This window comes from Streptomyces sp. NPDC058308 (assembly GCF_042880275.1).
In the GTDB taxonomy this organism is placed as follows: domain Bacteria; phylum Actinomycetota; class Actinomycetes; order Streptomycetales; family Streptomycetaceae; genus Streptomyces.
The window spans coordinates 116,095-141,092 of record NZ_JBHVZA010000011.1 but is presented as its reverse complement, the minus strand read 5'-3'; the positions used below and the strand labels follow the sequence as shown (position 1 = coordinate 141,092).

The window sequence follows — 24,998 nt, the reverse complement described above, 5'->3', positions numbered from 1 at the left end:
CCCCCTTTGGAGAGTGGCACTATCCAAGCATGGATAGTGGAGCTATCCAACCTCCGGACAAGGGCCGAGCAAGGGGAACCGCCATGGGCGACAAGCCGATCGATGGGCGCATGACCGCCGAGGGGGAAGGAGAGGTGATCGTCTTCCACATCGGGATGCGCATCAACAACTTCCGCGCCGTCCGCAGCTGGTGGCCCCTCTTCCGTGCGATGCCGCGCATGCTCAGGGAGCTCTCCCAGGACAAGGAGAGCGGGATGCTGGGCTACCAGCTGCTCATCGGGGCGCCGCGCCTGCTGTACGTGGTGCAGTACTGGGAGTCGCAGGAGAAGCTCCTCGCGTACTCCACGAACCGGGACAAGAAGCACCGGCCCGCGTGGGCGGCCTTCAACCGCCGCCTCAAGGAGGGCAGGGGGAAGGTCGGCTTCTGGCACGAGACGTTCGTCGTGCCGGCCGGCGCCCACGAGGCGGTCTACATCAACATGCCCCGGTTCGGCCTGGGTGAGGCGACCGGTGTGATCCCGGTCGGGCGCCGCGGGGACCGGGCGGCCGAACGCCTGCGGACGGTCTGACGGCCTCGTCCCGCGCGGCCTGGGATTTCCGGGAAAAACGGAAAGCGCCGGAAGGAGCCGCCGCGGCGTTGAGGCGGTTCCTTCCGGCGCTTGTGGGCGTACCGGGCGCTCGGGGTGCCCGGAGCGTCAGCCGGTGCGGCGCAGGGCCTCGGAGAGGCGTCCCGCCGCGTCGATGACCGCCTGGGCGTGCATGCGGCCGGGGTGGCGGGTCAGGCGCTCGATCGGTCCGGAGACCGAGACGGCGGCGACCACGCGGTTCGAGGGGCCGCGCACGGGCGCGGAGACGGACGCGACGCCCGGCTCGCGCTCGCCGATCGACTGGGCCCAGCCCCGGCGGCGTACGCCCGAGAGGGCCGTGGCCGTGAAGCGGGCGCCCTGGAGGCCGCGGTGCAGGCGCTCCGGCTCCTCCCAGGCCATCAGGATCTGGGCCGAGGAGCCCGCCTTCATCGTGAGCGTCGAGCCGACCGGGACGGTGTCCCTGAGGCCCGAGAGGCGCTCCGCCGCGGCCACGCAGATGCGCATGTCGCCCTGGCGGCGGTAGAGCTGCGCGCTCTCGCCCGTGACGTCGCGCAGGTGGGTGAGGACCGGGCCCGCCGTGGCGAGCAGCCGGTCCTCGCCGGCCGCCGCCGCGAGTTCCGAGAGGCGGGGGCCGAGGATGAAACGGCCCTGCATGTCCCGCGCCACCATCCGGTGGTGTTCCAGTGCCACGGCCAGTCGGTGGGCCGTGGGTCGTGCGAGCCCGGTGGCCGCGACCAAGCCCGCGAGGGTGGCCGGACCGGACTCCAGGGCGCTCAAGACGAGGGCCGCCTTGTCGAGAACGCCGACGCCGCTAGAGTTGTCCATGCGTCGATACTCGCGTCTCACTCTGTGAAACGCAAGTTCAATTTTCTGCGAGACGCGCCACTCTGTACGAGCGATCCGCGGACCAACGGATCGGCGGTCTACGTGCGGCACGAGGGGTACGCGCGTCGGCGAACGGATTCTCTAGTTGGGCCGGCGAAGCGGCCGGTCGGAGGGAAAGCGATGGGTAGGACACTCGCGGAGAAGGTCTGGGACGACCACGTCGTCCGGCGCGCCGAGGGCGAGCCCGACCTCCTCTTCATCGATCTGCACCTGCTGCACGAGGTGACCAGCCCGCAGGCCTTCGACGGCCTCCGGCAGGCCGGCCGTCAGGTGCGGCGGCTCGACCTCACCATCGCGACCGAGGACCACAACACCCCGACCCTCGACATCGACAAGCCCATCGCCGACCCGGTCTCGCGCGCCCAGCTGGAGACGCTGCGCAAGAACTGCGCGGAGTTCGGCGTGCGCCTGCACCCCCTGGGCGACGTCGAGCAGGGCGTCGTCCACGTGGTGGGACCGCAGCTGGGCCTGACCCAGCCCGGCACCACGGTGGTCTGCGGCGACTCGCACACCTCCACCCACGGCGCCTTCGGCGCGCTGGCGTTCGGCATCGGCACCTCCCAGGTCGAGCACGTCCTCGCCACCCAGACGCTGCCGATGGCGCCCCCGAAGACCATGGCCATCACCGTCGAAGGCGAACTGCCCGACGACGTCACGGCCAAGGACCTGATCCTCGCGATCATCGCGCAGATCGGCACCGGCGGCGGCCAGGGCTACGTCCTGGAGTACCGCGGCTCGGCCATCGAGAAGCTCTCGATGGAGGCCCGGATGACCATCTGCAACATGTCCATCGAGGCGGGCGCCCGCGCCGGGATGATCGCCCCGGACGCGACCACCTTCGACTACATCAAGGGCCGCGCCCACGCCCCGCAGGGCGAGGACTGGGACGCCGCGGTGGCGTACTGGAAGACCCTGAAGACCGATGACGACGCGGTCTTCGACGCCGAGGTCTACATCGACGCCGCCTCGCTGGCCCCGTTCGTCACCTGGGGCACCAACCCGGGCCAGGGAGCGCCGCTTTCGGCGGACGTCCCCGATCCGGCTTCGTACGAAGACGCTTCGGAGCGGTACGCCGCCGAAAAGGCCCTGGAATACATGGGGTTGACCGCGGGGCAGGCGCTGCGCGACATCAGGGTGGACACCGTCTTCGTAGGTTCCTGCACCAACGGCCGCATCGAGGACCTGCGCGCGGCCGCCTCCATCGTCGGGGGCCGCAAAGTCGCCGACGGCGTACGGATGCTGGTCGTCCCCGGTTCCGTCCGGGTCGCCCTCCAGGCCGTCGAGGAGGGCCTGGACAAGGTCTTCACCGCCGCGGGAGCCGAATGGCGGCATGCCGGCTGCTCGATGTGTCTGGGCATGAACCCCGACCAACTCGCGCCCGGCGAGCGCTCGGCCTCCACGTCGAACCGCAACTTCGAGGGCAGGCAGGGCAAGGGCGGGCGCACCCACCTGGTCTCCCCGCAGGTCGCCGCCGCCACCGCGGTCACCGGCCACCTGGCCTCGCCCGCCGACCTGTCCGACGCCCCCGTGACCGCCGGAGTCTGAGAACGATGGAAGCATTCACCACGCACACCGGCCGGGCCGTACCGCTGCGCCGCAGCAACGTCGACACCGACCAGATCATCCCCGCCCACTGGCTGAAGAAGGTCACCAGGGACGGCTTCGAGGACGGGCTCTTCGAGGCCTGGCGCAAGGACCCGGAGTTCGTGCTCAACCGGCCCGAGCGCCAGGGCGCCTCCGTTCTGGTGGCCGGACCCGACTTCGGCACCGGATCCTCTCGCGAGCACGCGGTCTGGGCGCTGCAGAACTTCGGCTTCAAAGCGGTCATCTCCTCCCGCTTCGCCGACATCTTCCGCGGCAACTCGCTGAAGAACGGCCTGCTCACCGTGGTGCTCGACCAGCAGGTCGTGGACGCGCTCTGGGAGCTGACGGAGCGCGACCCGCAGGCCGAGATCACCGTTGACCTGCGGGATCGCCAAGTTCGCGCGGAAGGCGTCACCGCCGACTTCGAACTCGACGAGAACGCCCGCTGGCGGCTCCTGAACGGCCTGGACGACATCAGCATCACCCTGCAGAATGAGCCGGCCATCGCCGCGTACGAGACGGAGCGCCCCTCGTACAAGCCGCGGACCGTGCGGGTCTGACACCTCGCAACACCTCACCAGATCCTGATGTACCCCCAATCGTGGACGGTTGGGGGTACATCTGTGTGCGCCTCCTCAGGGGCCCCCGATGGCCTGAACGGGTGGTCTCAACTCCCTTGTCCGGGAAGGAAGAAGAGGCTGGAAATCCCCTTGTACTCGGTGGGACGGGGTACCCTCAGAAGGGCGTCTGACGGCGGCAGTTACCCCCTGCGGAGGCGACAACTCGCCCCAGATGGCACAATCGGTGCATGGGACGTGACAGCCAACTCGAGCTCTACGGGCTCGTCGCGGACCAACTGAAGGAAGCGCACGCAAGGGTGCGCGCACTGCAAGTCCCGGAGGGCGTACGGATGGCGCTGACCCGGAAGCTGCTGGTCATTACGGCCGCGGCCAAACACGATCTCGCCGATGCGGCAAGGCGTCTGGAGCGATTGATGGCGTCCCTCGATGAAGCTGACGAGGACCGATTCCCCCAAGACAGCTGATCCGCAGCCTCAACGGGCCTTCGAGGAACTCCGAGATGGGCCACTTCGTTGCGGCACAAGGGTGATTAGCCCGTTTCGTGTTTGATTTGCGGTATATATCTGCCTAACGTGCGAAAAAGCCGGAGTATTTCGCTCCCGGCAATGTCTCCGAAGGGGAAGACGTGAACAAGGCGCAGCTCGTAGAAGCGATTGCCGACAAGGTGGGGGGCCGCCAGCAGGCCGCCGACGCCGTCGACGCGGTCCTGGACGCCGTCGTCCGTGCCGTGGTCAGCGGGGACCGGGTTTCGGTCACCGGCTTCGGCTCGTTCGAGAAGGTCGACCGCCCGGCCCGTTACGCCCGCAACCCGCAGACCGGGGAGCGCGTGCGGGTCAAGAAGACCTCGGTTCCGCGTTTCCGTGCGGGACAGGGCTTCAAGGACCTGGTGAGCGGCTCGAAGAAGCTCCCGAAGAACGATGTCGCGGTCAAGAAGGCCCCCAAGGGCAGCCTGACCGGCGGCGCTTCCGCGACCGTCAAGAAGGCCGCGGCCAAGAAGGCCACCGCCAAGAAGACGGCGACGAAGGCCACGGCGAAGAAGGCCACCGCCAAGAAGACCACCGCCAAGAAGACCACGGCGACGGCGACGAAGGCGGCGGCGAAGAAGGCCACCGCCAAGAAGACCGCCACGAAGGCCACGGCCAAGAAGGCCACCCCGGCGGCGAAGAAGACCACCGCCAAGAAGGCCACGCCGGCGGCGAAGAAGGCCACGGCGAAGAAGACCGCGCCGGCGAAGAAGGCCACCGCCAAGAAGGCGCCCGCCAAGAAGTCGACGGCTCGCAAGACGACCGCCAAGAAGGCCACGGCCCGCAAGAAGTAAGGGCACGAGGGCACTCACGCGCCGGGCCGGACTCCCACGGGGGAGCCCGGCCCGCGTCGTGTGTTGCGGAGCGCGCGTCCGCCGAGCGCCGTATGCCCGGACGGCGCGCGCCGTCGGCGCCCCGGTCTCAGCGCGTCTGCGGGGTCACCAGCCTCAGAACGTCTGCAGGGTCACCAGCGTGATGCGGCGCGAGTCGCCCGCACCGTCGACCTCGATCCGCACCCGCTGCCCCGGCCGCAGCAGCCGCAGCCCGCCCGCGTCGAACGCGGGCGCCTCGAAGGGCACCGGGGTGCCGTCGTCGAGCAGCACACTGCCGCTTCGGGTCTCGGAGTCGTACGTGTACGCGGTGGCCTGCATGGGGAGCAGCGTACTCAGTCGGCGATGAGCAGCCGGGCCGCGGCCGCCGCGGTGCGGGGGCCCACGCCGAGCGAGAGCGCGGTCCGCAGGTCCTCGCCGGTGTCCACGTCCTGGCGTACGGAATCGACGCCGTCGAGTGGGAGTTCCACGGCCCCCGAGGCCGAGTGCCGGGCCCGCGAAGCCGTACCGAAGGCGGGACGCAATTCCGTTCCCGCCGCCGCGCACAGCAGTGTTGTCCCGCTTCCGGCGGCATCCGGCATGAATGCGCGGGGAAATGGCGCGGCGCAGTCGAGGGCCCGGGCCAATTCCAGGGGGCGCAGCGTCGGCAGATCGGCGTTCAGGGCCGCGACGGGCGCTTCGGGCCGCGCGGCGCGCACGAGGGCCGCGCCGTGCGCCAGAGCGGCGTTCAGGCCCCCTCCCGGCGGGTCGGGGACGACGCGGGCGCCCAGCGCCGCGAGTTCCCGCCGCGCGAGGGCGTCGTCCGTGACGACCGCCACATCCCGCACCGCCGGGCAGGCGAGGGCGGCGGCCACGGTGTCCTGCGCGAATGCCAGGGCCAGACCCGGGCGCAGTGCCTCCCCGGAGGCGGCGGACAGCCTGCTCTTGGCGTGCGCCAGGGGTTTCAGGGGGATGACCAGGGTCCACTGCACGGGCGCTCCGTCCTTCGCGTCGGGCCCATTGTGACCTGCTGAGGGCGCGAGGTGCGGGGGAGTCGTGAGAGGGCGGTGCGCGGTGCGCTCACGCAGGAGCGGTGCTGCGAGACGGGTGGGCGTACGGTGTTCTCGACAGACCGGCAGCCTGGGGCAACACTTGTGCGGCCGACCAGGTTCATGGAGGAAGGTGTCCGCGTGTCCCGCCGCAGAATCGGCTTCTGGTACCGCCTGGCGGCGGTGATTGCAAAACCGCCGCTGGTGGTTCTGTTCAAGCGGGACTGGCGTGGAATGGAACACATTCCGGCTGGCGGTGGATTCATCACCGCGGTGAATCACAACTCCCATATCGACCCGTTCTCGTACGCGCACTTCCAGTACAACACCGGACGAGTGCCGCGTTTCCTGGCAAAGGACGGGCTTTTCAGGGGCGGTTTTGTCGCCAAGGTCATGAAGGGCACGGGGCAGATCCCGGTCTACCGCGAGACCACCAACGCGCTCGACGCCTTCCGCGCCGCGGTCGACGCCATCCGGCGCGGCGAGTGCGTCGCCTTCTACCCCGAGGGCACCCTCACCAGGGACCCCGACATGTGGCCGATGACGGCCAAGTCCGGGGCCGCGCGGGTCGCCCTGGAGACCCAGTGCCCGGTGGTCCCCGTCGCACAGTGGGGCGCCAACCTCGCGCTGCCGCCGTACAGCAAGAAGCCCGCCTTCTTCCCGCGCAAGACCCTCCAGGTGAAGGCCGGACCCCCCGTGGACCTGTCGCGCTTCTACGACAAGGAGCCGACGCCCGAGGTGCTGCGCGAGGTGACCGAGACCATCATGGCCGCGATCACCGAACTCCTGGAGGAGATCCGGGGCGAGAAGGCCCCCGAGACGCCGTACGACCCGCGCAGGGCCCGGCTGGAACAACGACGCAAGGCAGCGGGCCGCAGCGCCGCGCAGAGCACCGCAGAGAGCACCCCGGAGGACAGCAAGTGACGAACCCCGTGAACTCGGCGGGACCGGTGAAGGCCGCGGTCTTCGGAACGGGCTCCTGGGGTACGGCCTTCGGCATGGTGCTCGCCGACGCGGGCTGCGACGTCACCCTGTGGGGCCGCCGCGCCGAACTCGTCGACGCCGTCAACTCCACCCGGACGAACCCTGACTACCTCCCCGGCGTCGGGCTCCCGGAGAACATCCGGGCCACCACCGACCCGGCACAGGCCGCCGCGGGCGCCGACTTCACCGTCCTCGCCGTGCCCTCGCAGACGCTGCGCGGGAACCTCGCCGAGTGGGCGCCGCTGCTGGCCCCCGAGACCGTCCTCGTCTCCCTGATGAAGGGCGTCGAACTGGGCTCCGCGATGCGCATGAGCGAGGTCATCGAGGACGTCACGAAGGTCCACGCCGACCGCGTCGCCGTCGTCACAGGACCCAACCTCGCCCGCGAGATCGCCGCGCGGCAGCCCGCCGCCGCCGTGGTCGCCTGCCGGGACGAAGCCGTCGCGCAGCGCCTGCAGAGGGCCTGCCACACCCCGTACTTCCGCCCGTACACCAACACCGACGTGGTCGGCTGTGAGCTCGGCGGCGCGGTCAAGAACGTCATCGGTCTCGCCGTCGGCATCGCGGACGGCATGGGCCTCGGCGACAACGCCAAGGGCTCGCTCATCACGCGCGGCCTCGCGGAGACCACCCGGCTCGGGCTCGCCATGGGCGCCGACCCGCTCACCTTCTCCGGACTCGCGGGCCTGGGCGACCTGGTGGCCACCTGCTCGTCGCCGCTGTCGCGCAACCACACCTTCGGCACCAACCTCGGCAAGGGCATGACCCTGGAGGAGACCATCGCGGTCACCAAGCAGACCGCCGAGGGCGTCAAGTCCTGCGAATCCGTGCTGGATCTGGCCCGTCGGCACGGCGTCGACATGCCGATCACGGAGACGGTCGTGGGCATCGTGCACGAGGGCACGCCCCCGGTGGTCGCCCTCAAGGACCTCATGTCGCGCAGCGCCAAGCCCGAGCGCCGCTGACGGCACGCCTGACTACTTCCGGGCCAACGGGTACCCTCAACGCGATATGAGCAGCGAGAACCTCCCCCAGAGCCCTGAGCCGCGCCCCGAGCCGAGCTCTGAGCCGCTCCGCAAGCCGCGCGTGGCCGTCGTGTTCGGCGGCCGCAGCTCGGAGCACGGCATCTCCGTGGTGACGGCCGGCGCCATCCTCGGCGCCATCGACCGCACCAAGTACGACGTCCTGCCGATCGGCATCACCACGGACGGCCGTTGGGCGCTGACCGCCGACGAGCCCGAGCGGATGGCCATCACCGACCGCAGGATGCCGAACGTCACCGAACTCGCCGACTCCGTAGAGGGCGGCGTCGTGCTCCCGGTCGACCCGGGCAACCGCGAGGTCGTCTACAGCGAGCCCGGCTCCGTGCCCAAGGCGCTCGGTGAGGTCGACGTCGTCTTCCCGATGCTCCATGGTCCCTACGGAGAGGACGGCACCCTCCAGGGGCTGCTCGAACTCTCCGGAGTGCCCTACGTCGGCTCCGGCGTCCTCGCCTCGGCCGTCGGCCAGGACAAGGACTACATGAAGCGGGTGTTCGCCTCCTTCGGACTGAACGTCGGCCCGTACCTGGTGATCCGCCCCCGCGAGTGGCGACAGGACGAGACGGGGGCCCGGCAGCGCATCGCGGACTTCGCCGGCGAGCACGGCTGGCCGCTGTTCATCAAGCCCGCGCGCGCGGGGTCCTCCATCGGCATCACGAAGGTCGAGTCCTTCGATGGCCTCGACGAGGCGATCGCCGAGGCGCAGCGCCACGACCCCAAGATCCTCATCGAGGCGCTGCTGCGCGGCCGTGAGATCGAGTGCGGCGTCCTGGAGTTCGAGGACGGGCCGCGCGCGAGCGTCCCGGCCGAGATCCCGCCCGTGCAGACGCACGACTACTACGACTTCGAGGCGAAGTACATCGACTCGACGCCCGGGATGGTGCCGGCCCCGCTGACGCCCGAGCAGACCGCCGAGATCCAGCGGCTCGCCGTCGAGGCGTTCGAGGCGGCGTCCTGCGAGGGCCTGGTGCGCGCGGACTTCTTCCTCACCGAGGACGGCCGGTTCGTGATCAACGAGATCAACACGATGCCGGGCTTCACGCCCATCTCGATGTACCCGCAGATGTGGGAGAAGAGCGGCGTCGGCTACGCGGAGCTGGTGGACCGGCTCATCCAGTCGGCCCTCAACCGCTCCACGGGCCTGCGCTGACGGCTCGGACGGTCCCGCCCGGGGTCAGGCAATGCCCTTGGGGATCGTCTTCTTGATGGGGGCGGCGAAGTCCGTGAGCGGACCGAGGCCGTCCCCCGTCCGCTCCTTGGGCAGCGTCACCTCGACATAGGCGAGCCGCGCCCCGGTGGTGAAGGTGTACGAGCCGTCGTCGCGCTTCTGCAGGAGCCAGGCGACGCCGTTCACCCGCACGCCGTTGTCCCTGGCGTACGAGGGATCGATCATCTCGGGGGGCCGCTGCACACCGCAGCGCAGTATGATCGCCGGGTCTCCCCACCCGGCGGTCAGCTCGGACTTCGGTCCCGGGTCGGTGCGCCCCAGCCCGTCGATCTCCTCCGGAAGCTGTTCGTGCAGGTCCCGGCAGAGTCCGGCGGCCTTCGCGGCCGGGGAAGGAACCACCACCGACGCCTCGTCGTCCGTAGCTGAACAGGCTGCCGCCGTGATCAGCAGTGCGACAGCGGATGTGCCTGCGAGGCAGCGGCGCCGGAGACGGGGGATGTTCACCGGGCCAGGGTAGACGGGGGCTACAAGTGCACGACCGGGCAGGTCAGGGTTCGGGTGATGCCGTCCACTTGCTGGACCTTGGCGACCACCATGCGGCCGAGTTCGTCCACCGTGTCCGCCTGGGCGCGCACGATGACATCGTAGGGTCCGGTCACGTCCTCGGCCTGGATCACTCCTGCGATCTTGCCGATCAGCTCGGCGACGGTCGACGCCTTGCCGACCTCTGTCTGGATCAGGATGTACGCCTGTACCACGGAACCTCCAGGGCGGCCACGAGGATCATGTGGGGGGAAGGGACGCCACGGTACCGCGTCGCCGCTCGCCACGGGGAGACCCGGGTGGCCTGTGGCGCGCACATCGTGGTGGACGGACAACAGAAGTTGACGGTCACCTCGACCGTACCGACGACAGACACGGCTCGCGACCGGGGGCCGGGCAGCGTGAAAGGGCATGGTGAGACTCGGTGAAGGGATCCGTGGGCGAGTTGGGGGAGTTCGGGCTCATCAGAGAGCTCACTTCGCGGCTCACCTCCACGCCGGCCGTACGGCTCGGCCCCGGTGACGACGCGGCGGTCGTGTCCGCTCCTGACCGCAGGGTCGTGGCGAGCACCGACATCCTCCTTGAGGGGCGGCACTTCCGCCGCGACTGGTCCACCGCGTACGACGTGGGCCGCAAGGCCGCCGCGCAGAATCTCGCCGACATCGCGGCCATGGGCGCCGTGCCGACCGCGCTGCTGCTCGGCCTGGTCGTACCCGCCGAGCTCCCCGCGAGCTGGCCCATCGAGCTGATGGACGGCCTCAGGGACGAGTGCCAGGTCGCGGGCGCCGCCGTCGTCGGCGGTGACGTCGTGCGCGGCGACACCATCACCGTCGCGATCACCGCCCTCGGCGACCTGCGCAACCACGAGCCCGTCACGCGCGCGGGTGCTCAGCCCGGCGACGTGGTCGCCGTGACGGGCTGGCTCGGCTGGTCCGCCGCCGGGCACGCGGTGCTCTCCCGCGGCTTCCGCTCGCCGCGCGCCTTCGTGGAGGCCCACCGCAGGCCCGAGCCGCCGTACCACGCGGGCCCCGCGGCCGCCGGCCTCGGCGCGACCTCCATGACGGACGTCAGCGACGGCCTGATCGCCGACCTCGGGCACATCGCCGAGTCCAGCAAGGTGCGCATCGACATCCGCTCCGGAGACGTCGACGTGCCCACGCAGATGAACGACATCGGGCAGGCCGTCGGCGTCGACCCGCTGCACTGGGTGCTCAACGGCGGCGAGGACCACGCGATCGTGGCGACCTTCCCGCCGGACGTGAAACTGCCCGCCCGCTGGAAGGTCATCGGCGAGGTTCTCAACCCCTCGGCGCTGCCTCAGGTGACCGTCGACGGCGCGCCGTGGACCAGCAAGGGCTGGGACCACTTCGGGGACAACGGAGAAGCCGAGTGACCGCGCCGCCGCGCGTTCTCACCGTCGCCGGGTCCGACTCCGGCGGCGGCGCCGGGATCCAGGCCGACCTGAAGACGATGCTCGCCCACGGGACGCACGGCATGAGCGTCGTCACGGCCGTCACCGCGCAGAACTCCCTGGGCGTCCAGGGCTTCTGGGAGCTCCCCGTCGAGGCGGTGCGGGCGCAGTACCGCAGCGTCGTCGACGACATCGGCGTACAGGCCGTGAAGACCGGCATGCTCGCCTCCGCGGAACTGGTCGAGACGGTCGCCGAACTGCTCGCGGGCACGGACGCCCCCGCGGTCGTCGACCCGGTCGGCGTCTCCAAGCACGGCGACTCGCTGCTCGCGGCGTCCGCCCTCGAATCCGTACGCACCGCACTGCTGCCGGTCGCCACGGTCGCGACGCCCAACCTCGACGAGGTGGCCCAACTCACCGGCGTCGAGGTCGACTCGGAGGACGGCCTGCGGCGCGCGGCGGCCGCCGTCCTCGCGTACGGACCGAAGTGGGTGCTCATCAAGGGCGGCCACCTCAGCGGCGACGCTGTGGACCTGCTGACCGACGGCTCCGAAGAGCACGTCCTGCGCGCGCCGCGCCACGACAACCGCCACACGCACGGCACGGGCTGCACCCTCGCCAGCGCCATCGCGGCGCAGCTCGCGAAGGGGCGAAGCGTCCCGGAGGCCGTGACGGCCGCCAAGGAGTACGTGACCGGGGCGATCGCCGCCGGGTTCGCGCTCGGCGGCGGGATCGGCCCGGTGGATCACGGCTGGCGGTCCGGGCGGGCGTAGTCCTTGAGCACGAGGTCGCTCGCGGCCCGCTCCGTCAGCCTCTTGAAGAGGCCCGCCACCAGGCGGGAGCTGAGCACGCGGTACGCCCGGTCGCGGCTGCGGATCTTCTTCTCGGTCGGCGGGGCGAGGAAGGGCCCGGCGTTGCCCGACGACTTCTGACAGCCCCGGGCGTACGCCCCGATCTCCGCCTCGTACGCGGCGAACCCGGCCCGGTGGTCGCCGCCCGCGGCCGCGAGCTCACCGGCCAGGACGTACGCGCAGACCAGGGCCGTGCCCGTGCCGATGCCGCCCATCGTCGCGCCGTACCCGGCGTCCCCGAGGAGCACCACACGGCCCTGGGAGAGCCGCTCGACGTGGATCTGCGCGATGGCGTCGAAGTAGAGGTCCTCGGCGCTCCGGAGGCCTTCCAGGGCCGTTGTGGCGTGGTTCCAGGCCATGCCCGCGAACCGGTCCGCGAGGATCTTCTTCTGCTGCGTGATGTCGTGCCGGTCGTGATCGAGCCGGTCGGAGCGGAAGACCAGGGCCACCCCCGCCCGGCCGGGGTCGTCCCCATAATTGTTGATCATTACGGTGCGGCCGGGCTCGCTGTAGATGCGGGCGGTCCGGTCCAGGCCCAGGTGGTTGGGGACCGCGAACCCCGCCACGTAGTAGCCCAGGTGCCGCAGGTGGCGCGACTCGTCGCCGAAGACCAGACGGCGGGTGTGCGAGTGCAGTCCGTCGGCGCCGACCACCAGGTCGAAGCGGCGGGGAGCACCGCGCTCGAACGTCACGTCGACGCCTTCGGAGTCCTCGCTCAGCGTGGCGACGGAGTCCCCGAAGACGTACTCCACCCGGTCCGCGGTGCGCTCGTGGAGGATCTCGGAGAGGTCGCCGCGGAAGATCTCCACATCGCCGCTCATGAAGAACGCGGGCAGATCGACCCGCTCCTTGCCGTCGGCCTCCACGACGGTCTGGCGGCCCATGCGCGTCTGACGGCGGTGGACCTCGTCCCAGATCCCCATGCGCCGCAGCACGGTGCGGTGCACCGGGCCCCGGAAATCGACGGCGAAACCGCCCGCGCGCAGGGCGGGTGCCTTCTCCACGACGGTGACGCGGGCTCCGTAGCGGGCCAGCCACAGGGCGAGGGCGGGTCCCGCGACGCTGGCGCCGGAGATCAGCACGTTCAGGTGGGCGAGGCTGTGGGTGGGGTGGGGAAGGTTCGTCATGCCGGGCAGCTTCGGGGTGGCCGCTGACCGTCCGCCTACCGTTCGCTGACCGCCGCCGACCGCAGGCTCCGCCCCTCCTCGAAGGCCCTGTCGTACGCCTCCGGAGAGAGCCGCGCGCGGGCCGCCTCCTCGACGCGTACGACATCGGTGTCGCCGGCGACCAGGAGGCCGCGCAGGCCGTGGGCGGCGCCCAGGAGCCGGGCGGCCTCCTCGGGCTCCGCGGCGACGGACGCCAACGCCTCGGCCACCTCGGCCAGTTCACCGGTGCCGGGGAAGCGGATGCCGCCGCCCGAAGCCCCCGCGCCGCCCGCGCGGGCCAGCGCCCGGGCCTGCTCGAACCGCTCGGCGGCCTCCCGCGCGTGGGACTCGGCCAGTGCGGTGCGGCCGAGCCCGATCAGGATCCGCACGCGCTCCGCTCGGCTGAACCAGTTGGCGGCGCACGCCTCCAGAGCCGCCTCATAGTGCGTACGCGCGCGTGCCGTATCGCCGGAAAGCCGGGCCACGTCGCCGAGCCCGCGCCGTGCGGTCGCCACCTTGTCGGTGGCACCGGTCGTGCGGGCCAGGGCGGCGGAGCGCGTGTAGTGGGCGGCTGCCTCCACGAGATCGCCCCGGTGCAGCAGGACCGTGGCGCGCCGGTGCAGCAGGTCGGCCCTCTCCTCGGGCGCGGCCAACTCCCTTGCGTACTCCAAACCTTCGTCGAGCAGCGCCAGCGCGCGCTCCCACTCTCCCCGCCATGCGGCGAGCATCCCCAGCGGGTCCAGGCAGTTGGCCATGCCCCAGCGGTCGCCGGTCGTCCCGAAGCCCGTCAGCCCCCGGGCGAAGGCCGCGTCGGCCGCCTCGGCGCGGCCCGCGAACAGCTCCCTGAAGCCCTGTCCGAGGTCGAGGAGAGCCACCCCCCAGGCGTCGCCGTCGACCTGGGCCCGCACCCGGTCCTCCATGGCGCGCGCGGGACCGCCCGCGACCGACCAGAGCACCACCAGGTACGGCAGCCGCAGCGGACCCTCCAGCGCCGTGAGCAAGGCGTCCGTGCGCGCGAGGCGGGCCGGTTCGGCCGGGTCGTCACCGTCCCCCGCGATCGAGTTGATCAGACAGAGGACGTACTCCTCGCACAGGCCCGCCGGTGGCCGCGCGCCCACCGCGTCCAGCAGGGCCACGGCGAGCTCGGTCCGCTCTCCGTAGCGGCCGCGCAGCCGCCAGAACCAGGAGAGCGCGGCCATCATCCGCAGCCCGTCGTGCGGTGCGGTGCGCGTCAGGTGGCGCAGGGCGATGTCCAGGTTCGTCTGCTCGGCGTCGAGCACGGCCAGCAGGGAGAGCTGTTCGCCGCCGCGCAGCAGGGGCTCGGACAGCTCGGCCAGGCGCCGGAAGTACCCGCCGTGCGCGGCCCGCAGCCGCTCCTCCTCACCCGCCTCGGCCAGCTGCCGGGCACAGAACGCGCGGATGGTCTGCAGCATGCCGTAGCGCCCGTCGGCCACGTCGAGGAACGACTTCTCCGTGAGGGAGGCGAGCAGGTCCTCCGGATACGGGACCCCGCAGACGGCCTCCACGGCCTCCGACGTGGCCCCTCCGGAGAACACGGTCAGCCGACGCGCCAGCTCCCGCTCCTCGTCGTCGAGCAGCTCCCAGCTCCACTCCACGACCGCGTGCAGCGTGCGGTGCCGGGGCGCCTTCGTGCGGTCGCCGCGCGACAGGAGCCGGAAGCGGTCGCCGAGGCGGGCGGCGAGCTCGTCCAGGGTGAGGGTGCGCAGCCGGGCGGCGGCCAGCTCGATGGCCAGGGGCAGCCCGTCGAGGGCCGCGCATATCTCGCCCGTCAGCCGCTGCTCGTGCGCGTCGCGGGGGCTCTCCAGGTCGGGCCGCACCGCCGCCGCCCGGTCCGCGAAGAGCCGGGCCGCGGGACCCGGGGCCAGCGGCGGCACCGGCCACAGGACCTCGCCCGTGATCCCGAGCCCCTCCCGGCTCGTGGCGAGCACCCGAACGTCCGGGCAGGCCCCGAGCAGCAGCCCGGTGACCCGCGCCGCGTCGTCGACCAAGTGCTCGCAGTTGTCCAGGACGAGCAGCAGCTCACGGCCGCGCACCGCGGACAGCAGCCGCTCCGTGGTGTCGCCGCCCTGCGCACGGAAGCTGTCCCGCACCCCGAGCGCGGTGAGGATCGCGTACGTCACCCGGGCACCGTCGTCGAGCGGCGCCAGCTCCACGAAGCAGACGTCGGGCAGCGTGCGAGCGGCCTCGATCGCCAGCCGCGTCTTGCCCGCCCCGCCGGGTCCGGTGAGCGTGACCAGGCGCGATCCGGCCAGCAGGGCGCCGATCCGCGCGAGCTCGTCGGCCCGCCCGACGAGCTGTGTCAGCTGGGCGGGCACGCCCCGCTGCCGGGCCGGCCCCCGGCTCCGCAGCAGCTCCAGATGGAGCGCGGACAGCTCGGCGGAGGGGTCGGTGCCGAGCTCCTCCGCCAGGACGCGCCGCGCGTCTTCGTAGACGGTGAGCGCCTCGGCGAGCCGCCCGCCCGCGTGCAGCGCCCGCATCAACTGCCCGTGGAGCCGCTCGCTCAGCGGGTGCCCGGCGATCAGCTCGCGCAGCTCGGGCACGAGCTCGGGGCCGAGGCCCAGCGCGAGATCCGCCTCGACACGGTCCTGCACCGCCGTCAGGCGCAGCTCGTCGAGCCGGGCGACGAGGGGCCGGGCGTCGGCCAGCTCGGCGAGAGCGGCCCCGCGCCACAGGCCGAGTGCCTCCTTCAGGAGACCGGCGGCCCGTACGTGGTCGCCGGAGCCGAGGGCCGCGCGCCCCTCGCGGGCCAGCCGCTGGAAGCGGTGCAGGTCCACGTCGTCGGCGCGGACCACGAGGCGGTAGCCGGCCGGGGTGGCCTCGATGTCCAGGCCCAGGCGCTTGCGCAGGCGGGAGACCTGGGACTGCAGGGCGTTCGCGGCGCCGGCGGGCGGCTCGTCACCGTAGAGCCCGTTGGTCAGCCCGGCCACGGAGATGGTGCGGCCCGCGTCCAGGAGCAGCAGGGTGAGCAGCGCGCGGGGGCGCGGCCCGCCGGGGTCCAGGGGAGCGCCGCCGGGGGAGCGGACGGTCAGGGGGCCGAGGATGCCGAAGCGCATTCGGCAGATTCTGGCAGCCCGCCGCACGCGCGTGGGCGAACGCCCGAGTGCAGACGAGCTGAGCGCATACGAAAGAGCCAGCCCCCAGAGGGGACCGGCTCTTTCAGCAACCAGCTAGGTGGCCGCGCTGACGTCAGCGCGAGACCTTGCCGGCCTTGATGCACGAGGTGCAAGCGTTGAGGCGCTTCGGCGTCCCGCTCACCATGGCACGCACACGCTGGATGTTCGGGTTCCAGCGACGGGGCGTACGGCGGTGCGAGTGCGAGATGTTGTTGCCGAAGCCCGGCCCCTTGCCGCAGACGTCGCAGTTGGCAGCCACGGGTCACTCCAAAGACTTCAGATGCACTTACGGTTAAACCCGGCATGCCGGGATCAGTGCAATGATCGGGATGGCGTTGCCAGGAGGAATGTCCCGATGTGTATCGGGCAACCGGAGCAGCATACAACGACTGCTTCGATAGAACGAAACTACCACGGACGGCCCGGCCCCCGCCCCGGGCCCGGTGTTCACGCTGGGTCTACGCTGCGTCCATTCCGGAAGGTCAAGGAGGCGAACAGGTGCCGCAGAACCTCGACGCGGTCGCGGTGCGCGCCTGGTGCCGACTGGCTCTGGACGCCCTCGGCAGGGCCCGCGAGGAGATCGACGCCATCAACGTCTATCCGGTCGCCGACGGGGACACCGGGACGAACCTCTATCTGACCGTGGAATCCGCCTCCCAGGCGGTCGACGCGGCGTTCACGGGCCACGATCCCGCCCTCCCCTCGCTCGCCGAGACGGTGCGCGCGATGGCGCACGGAGCGCTCCTCGGGGCCCGGGGCAACTCGGGCACGATCCTGTCGCAGCTGCTGCGGGGGATGGCGCAGGTCATCGGCGGTGAGGCGGACGTGCCCGGGGGCCGGGCGGACGGTGAGGGAGATCACGTCGACGGCCCCGTCCTGGAGCGCGCGCTGCGGCAGGCCGCCGAATCCGCCTACCAGGCGGTCGCCCATCCCGTGGAGGGCACCGTCCTGACGGTGGCCACGGCTGCGGCCGACGCGGTGGCCGGTGCCGGAGGAGACTGCGGGGCGGTGGCCAGGGCGGCGTACGACGGGGCCTGCGCGGCCCTGGAGGCGACGCCGGGGCAGCTGGCGGTGCTCGGCCGCGCCGGAGTGGTGGACGCCGGCGGCCGGGGGCTCGTGGCGGTACTCGGGGCGCTGGTGGTCGCCCTGTCCGGCGAGAGCGTCGCCCTCAAGAGCACGGGCGGTTCCCGTGCGACGGGGGACGGCTCCCACGCGCGCGTGGAGGACGCCGAGTGCGAGGAGCTGCCCGTCGACGGAGGCGGCCCCGCCTTCGAGGTGATCTACCTCCTGGAGGCGGACGACGCCGCCGTCGCCCGGCTCCGCTCCCGGCTCGACCGGCTCGGCGACTCGCTCGTCGTGGTCGGCGGCGACGGCCTCTGGAACGTCCACGTCCATGTCGACGACGCGGGCGCGGCCGTCGAGGCGGGCGTGGAGGCGGGCCGCCCGCACCGCATCCGGATCACCCACTTCGGAGTGGGCGACGCGCACACCACTTCGCAGCCGCCCCGGGAACGTACGCAGCGGGCCATCGTCGCCGTCGTGCCCGGAGAGGGCCTCGCCGGGCTCTACACCGAGTCCGGGGCGACCACCGTGCCCGCGCGCGCGGGAGAGCCGCCCGCGAGCGGCGAGCTCGTCGACGCGATCCGCCGGGCCCACGCCCGCGAGGTGGTGCTGCTGCCGAACGACGCCGAGCTGCGGCACACCGCGGCCGCCGCGGCGGAGCAGGCCAGGACCGAAGGCGTGCGGGTCGCCCTGATCCCCACCCGCTCCGCGGTCCAGGGCATCGCGGCGCTCGCCGTGCACGCGCCGGACCGGCGCTTCGACGAGGACGTCGTCGCCATGACCTCGGCGGCCGGCGCGACCCGGTACGGCGAACTGGCCGTCGCCGAGCGGCAGTCCTGGACCATGGCGGGCATCTGCCAGGCCGGGGACGTGCTCGGCCTGATCGACGGCGATGTCGCCGTGATCGGCTCCGAAGTGGCCCGCACCGCGGCCTCCGTCCTCGACCGGATGCTGTCGGCGGGCGGCGAGATGGTCACGCTGGTGCTCGGTGAATCCGTGCCCGACACCGTCGCGGAGCACCTGGAGAAGCATGTGCGCGAGGCGTACTTGGCGGTCGACACCGTGGTCTACCGCGGCGGCCGCCAGTCGGCGCTGATGCTGATCGGCGTCGAGTAGAGAGGTCGCCGTCACCGTCGCAGTCGCAGTCGCCGTCGCCGTTGCCGTCACATCCCCCGGATCCGGATGACCGGGCACGTATCCGGGGGACGTACGGCGGATTGTCAGTGGCGTGGTGTGCAATGGATCTCGTGCCTGCGCTCGAAGAACCCCTGAAGAAAGTGGTCGGCCCCGCCACCGCGAAGGTGATGGCCGAGAACCTCGACCTGCACACGGTCGGCGATCTCCTGCACCACTACCCCCGGCGGTACGCCGAGCGCGGCGAGCTCACCCGCCTCGCCGACCTCCCGCTGGACGAGCACGTCACGGTGGTCGCCCAGGTCGCGACCGCGCGCATCCTGAAGTTCAACGGCGGCAGGGGCCAGCGCCTCGAAGTCACCATCACCGACGGCAGCGGCCAGATCCAGCTCGTCTTCTTCGGCCGGGGCATCCACAAGCCGCACAAGGACCTCCTGCCCGGCACCCGCGCGATGTTCGCGGGCAAGGTGTCGGTCTTCAACCGCAAGATGCAGCTGGCCCACCCCGCGTACGAACTGCTGCGCGCCGAGGGTGACGAGGCCGGGGAGACCGTCGGCTCCTGGGCCGGCGCCCTCCTGCCGATCTATCCGGCCACCGCCAAGCTGGAGTCCTGGAAGATCGCCAAGTCGGTCGACATGGTGCTGCCCAGTGCCCAGGAGGCCGAGGACCCGCTGCCGCCAGCCCTGCGCGACGGCCGAGGTCTCGTCCCGCTTCCCGAGGCGCTCCTGAAGGTCCACCGGCCGCATTCGAAGGCGGACATCGCCGCCGCCCGCGACCGCCTCAAGTGGGACGAGGCCTTCGTCCTCCAAGTCGCCCTGGCCAGGCGGCGGTACGCGGACGCGCAACTGCCCGCCGTGGCCCGCAGGCCCAAGGCGGGCGGCCTCCTCGACGCCTTCGACGCCAAACTGCCCTTCACCCTCACCGAGGGCCAGGAAAAGGTCTCCAAGGAGATCTTCGACGACCTCGCCACCGAACACCCCATGCACCGGCTCCTCCAGGGCGAGGTCGGATCGGGCAAGACCATGGTCGCCCTGCGCGCCATGCTCGCCGTCGTGGACGCGGGCGGGCAGGCCGCGATGCTCGCGCCCACCGAAGTCCTCGCCCAGCAGCACCACCGCTCCATCGTGGAGATGATGGGCGAGCTGGCCGAGGGCGGCATGCTCGGCGGGACCGAGCACGCCACCAAGGTCACGCTGCTCACCGGCTCCATGGGGGCCGCCGCCCGGCGGCACGCCCTGCTCGATCTGGTCACCGGTGACGCCGGGATCGTCATCGGCACGCACGCGCTGATCGAGGACAAGGTGCAGTTCCACGATCTGGGCCTGGTCGTCGTCGACGAGCAGCACCGCTTCGGGGTCGAGCAGCGCGACGCCCTGCGCGGCAAGGGCAAGCAGCCCCCGCACCTCCTGGTCATGACGGCCACCCCCATCCCGCGCACGGTCGCGATGACGGTCTTCGGCGATCTGGAGACCTCGGTCCTCGACCAGCTCCCCGCCGGGCGCTCCCCGATCGCCAGCCACGTCGTCCCCGCGCAGGACAAGCCGCACTTCCTCGCCCGCGCGTGGGAGCGCGTGCGCGAAGAGGTGGAGAAGGGCCACCAGGCGTACGTGGTCTGCCCGCGCATCGGCGACGAGGAGGACGAGCCCAGGAAGGCCGGCAAGTCCGGCAAGAAGAAGTCCGCCGAGGAGAAGGCGGAGGAGGCGGCCACCGCCGAGAAGCGGCCTCCGCTCGCCGTCATCGAGGTCGCCGAGCAGCTCGCGCACGGACCTCTCCAGGGGCTGAGGGTCGAGGTCCTGCACGGCCGGATGCAGCCCGACGACAAGGACGCGGTGATGCGCCGCTTCGCCGCGGGCGAGACGCAGGTCCTGGTCGCGACGACGGTCATCGAGGTCGGGGTGAACGTGCCGAACGCCACCGCCATGGTGATCATGGACGCGGACCGCTTCGGCGTCTCCCAGCTGCACCAGCTCCGCGGCCGCGTCGGCCGCGGCTCGGCCCCCGGCCTCTGCCTCCTGGTCACCGACATGCCCGAGGCCAGTCCCGCCCGCGCCCGCCTCGGCGCCGTCGCCTCGACGCTCGACGGCTTCGAGCTCTCCCGCATCGACCTGGAGCAGCGCCGCGAGGGCGACGTGCTCGGCCAGGCCCAGTCCGGAGTCCGCTCCTCCTTGCGCATGCTCGCGGTCATCGAGGACGAGGAGATCATCGCCGCCGCGCGCGAGGAGGCAGTCACCGTCGTCGCCGACGACCCCGGCCTGGAGCGGCTTCCCGCACTGCGCACCGCCCTGGACGCCCTGCTCGACGCGGAGCGCGAGAGGTACCTCGACAAGGGCTGAGCGCCGGGTACGCCATATCGTGGAGAGAGCCCACCAACGTGGCGCATACCGGCCAGCCAGAAGGAACCAGATGACCCGCGTGATCGCCGGCACCGCCGGCGGACGCCGCCTGTCCGTCCCGCCGGGCAACGGCACCCGCCCCACGTCCGACCGCGCGCGCGAGGGCCTCTTCTCCACCTGGCAGGCCCTCCAGGGTCCGCTCGACGGGGCCCGCGTCCTCGATCTCTACGCGGGGTCCGGCGCCGTCGGTCTGGAGGCGCTCTCCCGCGGCGCCGCGCACGCCCTGCTCGTCGAGGCGGACGTCAGGGCGGCGCGCACCATCAGGGAGAACGTGAAATCGGTCGGCCTGCCCGGCGCGGAGGTGCGAGCGGGCAAAGCCGCCCAGATCGTCCGGGGCGGGGCCCCCACCACCCCGTATGACCTGGTCTTTCTCGATCCGCCGTACGCCGTCGGCGATGACGATCTTCGGGAGATCCTGCTCACACTCCGCTCGGAAGGCTGGCTCACGCCCGACGCGCTCGTCACCGTTGAACGCAGTACAAGAGGCGGGGAATTCAGCTGGCCGGAGGGATTCGAGTCCCTCAGGTCCCGTCGCTACGGCGAAGGGACCTTTTGGTACGGTCGCGCCGCCTCTACGTGCGACGACTCAAGTGTCGCGCCATGACCGGACCGGAGAGCGAGGGACTCACGTTGCGCCGCGCCGTATGTCCGGGGTCTTTCGACCCCATCACCAATGGACACCTCGACATCATCGCCCGCGCCTCCAAGCTGTACGACGTGGTGCACGTCGCGGTGATGATCAATCAGTCGAAGAAGGGCCTCTTCGAGATCGACGAGCGGATCGAGCTGATCCGCCAGGTCACAGCCGACTTCGGCAACGTCGAGGTGGAGGCCTTCCACGGCCTGCTCGTCGACTTCTGCAAGCAGCGCGACATCCCGGCCATCGTCAAGGGCCTGCGGGCGGTCAGCGACTTCGACTACGAGCTGCAGATGGCCCAGATGAACAACGGCCTCTCGGGCGTCGAGACCCTTTTCGTCCCGACCAACCCCACCTACAGCTTCCTCTCCTCCTCGCTGGTCAAGGAGGTCGCGGCCTGGGGCGGCGACGTCGCCCACCTGCTGCCCCCGGTGGTCCACGCGGCTCTCGTGGAACGCCTGGGCGAGAAGTGACCTCTCGGCCACCCCACTGACAGTGCGTCAGTCGGTGTCGGACGGGCGGCCACTGGCCTTACAGTCGTCCCGTCCGTCTCCCAACCAGCTGTAGAGAGTGGCGAGCACACGGTGGACGTGCAGAAGAAGATCGACGAGATCGTCCGGGCGGTCGGCAGTGCCCGGTCCATGCCCATGTCGGCCTCGTGCGTGGTCAACCGCGCCGATCTGCTCTCGATGCTCGAAGAGGTGCGCCAGGCCCTGCCGGGCTCCCTGGCCCAGGCGCAGGAGCTCATCGGCGGCCGCGACCAGCTGGTCGAGCAGGCCCGCCAGGAGGCGGAGCGGATCATCGAGAGCGCGCACGCCGAGCGCGGCTCCCTGATCTCCGACACGGAGGTCGCCCGCAACTCCCAGGGCGAGGCCGACCGCATTCTCTCCGAGGCCCGCAGGACCGCCGAGGAGGTCCGCGCCGAGGCCGACGACTACGTGGACAGCAAGCTCGCCAACTTCGAGGTCGTCCTCACCAAGACCCTCGGCTCGGTCGGCCGCGGCCGCGAGAAGCTCCTCGGCACCGGGCCCGGCCTCGACGAGCAGGGCTACGAGGACGAGGACGCCCCGGAGCGCAGTCACGACCCGGAGACGCTGCGCCGCGACGCCGACGCGTACGTCGACGCCAAGCTCGGCGCCTTCGAGGCGGTCCTCGCCAAGACGCTGGAGGCCGTCGGCCGCGGCCGTCAGACCCTGCACGGCCATGCCCCCGCCGACGAGCTCGGCGCGCTGGGCGAGGGTGTCGCGGCCCAGGGCCACACCACCGACGCGGAGTACCTGGCGGACCTCGCGGGCCCCGCGCCCGCGGAGCCCCTGCCGCAGCAGCCCGCCCGGGCCCCGCAGGTCCCCGCACAGCAGCCCTACGTGCCGCCGCAGCAGCACCCCGACCCCTATGGGTACCAGCACCAGCCTCAGGACCAGTACGGGTACCAGCAGCCGTACGGCCAGCAGGATCCGTACGCGTACCAGCAGCACGACCAGTACGGCTATCCGCAGCAGGGCTACGACCAGGGCCAGCTGCAGCAGGCACAGCTCCAGCCCCAGACGCAGGGCCAGCCCCAGCAGCCGGCGGTGCTCGACGAGACCAGCCTCTTCGACACGACCATGATCAGCGCCGAGCAGCTCCGCCAGTACGAACAGGGGCGCTAGCCGAGCACCCGGACCGGATTGGGCCGAGAGCGGATGGTCAAGTATCCTGGCTCTTCGGTCGCGCATGCGTCCGCGAAGCAGGCTGCCCACGCAAGCCGTGCTCGCGGCACCGGTGCGGCGGCCTCCCCCCTGGACTTCCCGGATTCGAAAGCAGGAAAAGCCCTGACTACGCGCCTCGACCACCGAAACCCTCTCGTGTTCGACACACACGAGCTGGGGCGGCGTCCTGGTGCCATGCAGCGGCTGACCCGTGAGATCGAAGCGCCCGGCCCGCCGGGCGCCTTCGGTATCGAAGGGGTCATCGGAGTGCCGCAGGGCGTTCCGGTCGAGCTGGAGGTCCGACTGGAGTCGGTCATGGAAGGGGTGCTTGTCACAGGCACCGCCCGTGCAACGGCCGAGGGGGAGTGCGTAAGGTGTCTGGAGCCGCTCGGCCTTGAGCTCGACGCGGACTTCCAGGAGATGTTCTCGTACCCTGACGCCGACGACCGGGGCCGCACCGCGGAACCGGCCGACGACGCCGAGGAAGACGAGGGCAGGCTCTACCTCGAGGACGGCATGTTCGACCTCGAGCCTGTGCTGCGTGATGCGGTGGTGCTCGCACTGCCGATGCAGCCGGTGTGCCAGGACGACTGTCCGGGCCTGTGCTCCCAGTGCGGAGTGCGGCTCGCGGACGACCCGGACCACCACCATGACGCCGTCGACATCCGTTGGGCGGCTTTGCAGGGACTCGCTGGCACCATCCAGGACGGCGAGAAGGACGAGATGAGCGGCGCCGAAGCACAAGCGGGCGTCGACGAGAAGCAGGAGAAGTAGCCGTGGCTGTTCCGAAGCGGAAGATGTCGCGCAGCAACACGCGCCACCGCCGGTCGCAGTGGAAGGCTGCGGTCCCCACCCTGGTTTCGTGTGAGCGTTGCCAGGAGCCCAAGCAGCAGCACATCGCGTGCCCGAGCTGCGGCACCTACAACAAGCGCCAGGTCCTCGAGGTCTGAGCGGCTGGTGAGAGGCACCGTGTCTAGCCCCAAGAAGGCGGAAGACGCCAAGAAATTGGCGGAGACAACGGCCTCGTCCCACACGCTTCTGGAAGGGCGGCTCGGGTACAAGCTCGAGTCCGCCCTTCTGGTGCGTGCACTGACCCACCGTTCGTACGCGTACGAGAACGGCGGTCTGCCGACGAACGAGCGGCTCGAGTTCCTCGGGGACTCGGTGCTCGGCCTCGTCGTCACGGACACGCTGTATCGGACCCACCCCGATCTGCCCGAAGGCCAGCTGGCCAAGTTGCGGGCCGCGGTGGTCAATTCGCGTGCGCTGGCGGAGGTCGGCCGCGGCCTTGAACTCGGCTCCTTCATCCGGCTCGGCCGGGGCGAAGAGGGTACGGGTGGCCGGGACAAGGCATCCATCCTCGCCGACACCCTTGAAGCGGTGATCGGCGCGGTCTATCTGGACCAGGGTCTGGACGCGGCGGGTGAGCTGGTGCACCGGCTCTTCGACCCGCTGATCGAAAAGTCCTCGAACCTGGGTGCGGGCCTGGACTGGAAGACCAGTCTCCAGGAGCTCACCGCGACGGAGAGCCTCGGCGTGCCCGAGTATCTCGTCACGGAGAGCGGCCCCGACCACGAGAAGACCTTTACTGCTGCCGCCCGCGTCGGAGGCGTCTCGTACGGCACCGGCACCGGCCGCAGCAAGAAGGAAGCGGAGCAGCAGGCCGCCGAGTCCGCGTGGCGCGCGATCCGCGCCGCCGCGGACGAGCGGATCAAGGTGGCCGAGGCCGCCGCTGCCGCACAGTCCGAGGGGACCGCCGACACCCCCTCGGCCTGACGGCCGCCCATCC

General features: G+C 71.4%; 26 protein-coding genes. 18 read left to right on the top strand and 8 right to left on the bottom strand.

Annotated features, from left to right (window positions below):
- Nucleotides 1-83 precede the first annotated feature (83 nt).
- Entirely contained in the window at nucleotides 84-569 is a 486-nt protein-coding gene (locus tag ACFVYL_RS17390; RefSeq protein ID WP_389716636.1) for a DUF4188 domain-containing protein, read from the top strand.
- A 126-nt stretch (nucleotides 570-695) separates the two neighbouring features.
- On the opposite strand, the gene ndgR is transcribed toward ACFVYL_RS17390, so the two are convergent.
- A complete protein-coding gene (gene ndgR / locus ACFVYL_RS17385; RefSeq protein WP_135330737.1) occupies nucleotides 696-1,412 on the bottom strand; it encodes an IclR family transcriptional regulator NdgR in 717 nt (238 codons plus the stop codon).
- Nucleotides 1,413-1,592: 180 nt separating this feature from the next.
- Between ndgR and leuC the strand changes: the two genes are divergently transcribed.
- The 4 genes from leuC to ACFVYL_RS17365 all read left to right on the top strand — a co-directional run bounded on the left by leuC (nucleotide 1,593) and on the right by ACFVYL_RS17365 (nucleotide 4,955).
- A complete protein-coding gene (gene leuC / locus ACFVYL_RS17380) occupies nucleotides 1,593-3,017 on the top strand; it encodes a 3-isopropylmalate dehydratase large subunit (RefSeq protein WP_389716632.1) in 1,425 nt (474 codons plus the stop codon).
- Between the two features lie 5 nt (nucleotides 3,018-3,022).
- Nucleotides 3,023-3,616, top strand: coding sequence for a 3-isopropylmalate dehydratase small subunit (gene leuD, locus ACFVYL_RS17375; protein ID WP_389716630.1), 594 nt, complete (start codon nucleotides 3,023-3,025; stop codon nucleotides 3,614-3,616).
- A 248-nt stretch (nucleotides 3,617-3,864) separates the two neighbouring features.
- Nucleotides 3,865-4,101 (top strand): hypothetical protein, encoded by a 237-nt coding sequence (locus ACFVYL_RS17370; RefSeq protein ID WP_389716628.1) that lies wholly within the window; start codon nucleotides 3,865-3,867, stop codon nucleotides 4,099-4,101.
- Nucleotides 4,102-4,262: 161 nt separating this feature from the next.
- Complete coding sequence (locus tag ACFVYL_RS17365) at nucleotides 4,263-4,955, top strand: HU family DNA-binding protein (RefSeq protein ID WP_389716625.1); 693 nt, start codon at nucleotides 4,263-4,265, stop codon at nucleotides 4,953-4,955.
- 153 nt (nucleotides 4,956-5,108) lie between these two features.
- Here the strand turns inward: ACFVYL_RS17365 and ACFVYL_RS17360 are convergent, their stop codons facing one another.
- Nucleotides 5,109-5,312: a hypothetical protein gene (locus tag ACFVYL_RS17360; RefSeq protein ID WP_389716623.1), complete on the bottom strand. Its 204-nt coding sequence runs from the start codon at nucleotides 5,310-5,312 to the stop codon at nucleotides 5,109-5,111.
- Between the two features lie 14 nt (nucleotides 5,313-5,326).
- Nucleotides 5,327-5,962 (bottom strand): 2-phospho-L-lactate guanylyltransferase, encoded by a 636-nt coding sequence (gene cofC, locus ACFVYL_RS17355; protein WP_389716621.1) that lies wholly within the window; start codon nucleotides 5,960-5,962, stop codon nucleotides 5,327-5,329.
- Nucleotides 5,963-6,160: 198 nt separating this feature from the next.
- On the opposite strand from cofC, the gene ACFVYL_RS17350 reads away from it, so the two are divergent.
- From ACFVYL_RS17350 to ACFVYL_RS17340, 3 genes are read left to right on the top strand one after another with little or no spacing between them, the layout of a single operon-like run.
- On the top strand, nucleotides 6,161-6,943 hold the full coding sequence (locus ACFVYL_RS17350; RefSeq protein WP_389716618.1) for a lysophospholipid acyltransferase family protein: 783 nt from the start codon (nucleotides 6,161-6,163) through the stop codon (nucleotides 6,941-6,943).
- Nucleotides 6,940-7,968, top strand: a complete 1,029-nt coding sequence (locus ACFVYL_RS17345) for an NAD(P)H-dependent glycerol-3-phosphate dehydrogenase (protein ID WP_389716616.1) — start codon at nucleotides 6,940-6,942, stop codon at nucleotides 7,966-7,968. Before ACFVYL_RS17350 ends, ACFVYL_RS17345 begins: the two co-directional genes overlap by 4 nt.
- A 46-nt stretch (nucleotides 7,969-8,014) precedes the next feature.
- The gene (locus ACFVYL_RS17340; RefSeq protein WP_389716613.1) at nucleotides 8,015-9,193 is read left to right on the top strand and encodes a D-alanine--D-alanine ligase family protein; all 1,179 of its coding nucleotides are present in this window, start codon (nucleotides 8,015-8,017) and stop codon (nucleotides 9,191-9,193) included.
- A 24-nt stretch (nucleotides 9,194-9,217) separates the two neighbouring features.
- On the opposite strand, the gene ACFVYL_RS17335 is transcribed toward ACFVYL_RS17340, so the two are convergent.
- Together ACFVYL_RS17335 and ACFVYL_RS17330 are read right to left on the bottom strand one after the other, a co-directional pair.
- Nucleotides 9,218-9,715, bottom strand: coding sequence for a DUF3515 domain-containing protein (locus ACFVYL_RS17335; RefSeq protein WP_389716610.1), 498 nt, complete (start codon nucleotides 9,713-9,715; stop codon nucleotides 9,218-9,220).
- 20 nt (nucleotides 9,716-9,735) lie between these two features.
- Entirely contained in the window at nucleotides 9,736-9,969 is a 234-nt protein-coding gene (locus ACFVYL_RS17330; RefSeq protein WP_361720591.1) for an Lrp/AsnC ligand binding domain-containing protein, read from the bottom strand.
- A gap of 209 nt (nucleotides 9,970-10,178) precedes the next feature.
- Here ACFVYL_RS17330 and ACFVYL_RS17325 point away from each other — a divergent pair, with 209 nt between their 5' ends.
- Together ACFVYL_RS17325 and thiD are read left to right on the top strand one after the other, a co-directional pair.
- Entirely contained in the window at nucleotides 10,179-11,147 is a 969-nt protein-coding gene (locus ACFVYL_RS17325; RefSeq protein ID WP_389716609.1) for a thiamine-phosphate kinase, read from the top strand.
- Entirely contained in the window at nucleotides 11,144-11,938 is a 795-nt protein-coding gene (gene thiD / locus ACFVYL_RS17320; RefSeq protein WP_389716608.1) for a bifunctional hydroxymethylpyrimidine kinase/phosphomethylpyrimidine kinase, read from the top strand. The genes ACFVYL_RS17325 and thiD overlap by 4 nt, the downstream gene beginning before the upstream one ends.
- On the opposite strand, the gene ACFVYL_RS17315 is transcribed toward thiD, so the two are convergent.
- The 3 genes from ACFVYL_RS17315 to rpmB form a co-directional block, all read right to left on the bottom strand.
- The gene (locus tag ACFVYL_RS17315) at nucleotides 11,911-13,143 is read right to left on the bottom strand and encodes an FAD-dependent monooxygenase (protein WP_389716606.1); all 1,233 of its coding nucleotides are present in this window, start codon (nucleotides 13,141-13,143) and stop codon (nucleotides 11,911-11,913) included. The genes thiD and ACFVYL_RS17315 overlap by 28 nt on opposite strands.
- Before the next feature lie 35 nt (nucleotides 13,144-13,178).
- Nucleotides 13,179-16,235, bottom strand: a complete 3,057-nt coding sequence (locus ACFVYL_RS17310) for an ATP-binding protein (RefSeq protein ID WP_389716605.1) — start codon at nucleotides 16,233-16,235, stop codon at nucleotides 13,179-13,181.
- 133 nt (nucleotides 16,236-16,368) lie between these two features.
- The gene (rpmB, locus tag ACFVYL_RS17305) at nucleotides 16,369-16,554 is read right to left on the bottom strand and encodes a 50S ribosomal protein L28 (RefSeq protein WP_150186427.1); all 186 of its coding nucleotides are present in this window, start codon (nucleotides 16,552-16,554) and stop codon (nucleotides 16,369-16,371) included.
- A gap of 239 nt (nucleotides 16,555-16,793) precedes the next feature.
- On the opposite strand from rpmB, the gene ACFVYL_RS17300 reads away from it, so the two are divergent.
- The 8 genes from ACFVYL_RS17300 (at nucleotide 16,794) to rnc (ending at nucleotide 24,985) form a co-directional block, all read left to right on the top strand.
- Nucleotides 16,794-18,473: a DAK2 domain-containing protein gene (locus ACFVYL_RS17300; RefSeq protein WP_389716602.1), complete on the top strand. Its 1,680-nt coding sequence runs from the start codon at nucleotides 16,794-16,796 to the stop codon at nucleotides 18,471-18,473.
- 122 nt (nucleotides 18,474-18,595) lie between these two features.
- Complete coding sequence (recG, locus tag ACFVYL_RS17295) at nucleotides 18,596-20,824, top strand: ATP-dependent DNA helicase RecG (protein WP_389716600.1); 2,229 nt, start codon at nucleotides 18,596-18,598, stop codon at nucleotides 20,822-20,824.
- Between the two features lie 70 nt (nucleotides 20,825-20,894).
- A complete protein-coding gene (gene rsmD / locus ACFVYL_RS17290) occupies nucleotides 20,895-21,488 on the top strand; it encodes a 16S rRNA (guanine(966)-N(2))-methyltransferase RsmD (RefSeq protein ID WP_389716599.1) in 594 nt (197 codons plus the stop codon).
- A 26-nt stretch (nucleotides 21,489-21,514) separates the two neighbouring features.
- Nucleotides 21,515-21,994, top strand: a complete 480-nt coding sequence (coaD, locus tag ACFVYL_RS17285; protein ID WP_389716835.1) for a pantetheine-phosphate adenylyltransferase — start codon at nucleotides 21,515-21,517, stop codon at nucleotides 21,992-21,994.
- Between the two features lie 111 nt (nucleotides 21,995-22,105).
- Complete coding sequence (locus ACFVYL_RS17280) at nucleotides 22,106-23,170, top strand: cell division initiation protein (RefSeq protein WP_389716597.1); 1,065 nt, start codon at nucleotides 22,106-22,108, stop codon at nucleotides 23,168-23,170.
- A 129-nt stretch (nucleotides 23,171-23,299) separates the two neighbouring features.
- Nucleotides 23,300-23,983: a YceD family protein gene (locus ACFVYL_RS17275; RefSeq protein WP_389716833.1), complete on the top strand. Its 684-nt coding sequence runs from the start codon at nucleotides 23,300-23,302 to the stop codon at nucleotides 23,981-23,983.
- Between the two features lie 2 nt (nucleotides 23,984-23,985).
- Nucleotides 23,986-24,159 (top strand): 50S ribosomal protein L32, encoded by a 174-nt coding sequence (gene rpmF, locus ACFVYL_RS17270; protein ID WP_026165248.1) that lies wholly within the window; start codon nucleotides 23,986-23,988, stop codon nucleotides 24,157-24,159.
- A 7-nt stretch (nucleotides 24,160-24,166) separates the two neighbouring features.
- Nucleotides 24,167-24,985 carry a ribonuclease III gene (rnc, locus tag ACFVYL_RS17265; RefSeq protein WP_389716595.1) on the top strand — a complete coding sequence of 273 codons (819 nt, stop codon included), beginning with the start codon at nucleotides 24,167-24,169 and terminating at the stop codon, nucleotides 24,983-24,985.
- Nucleotides 24,986-24,998 lie beyond the last annotated feature (13 nt).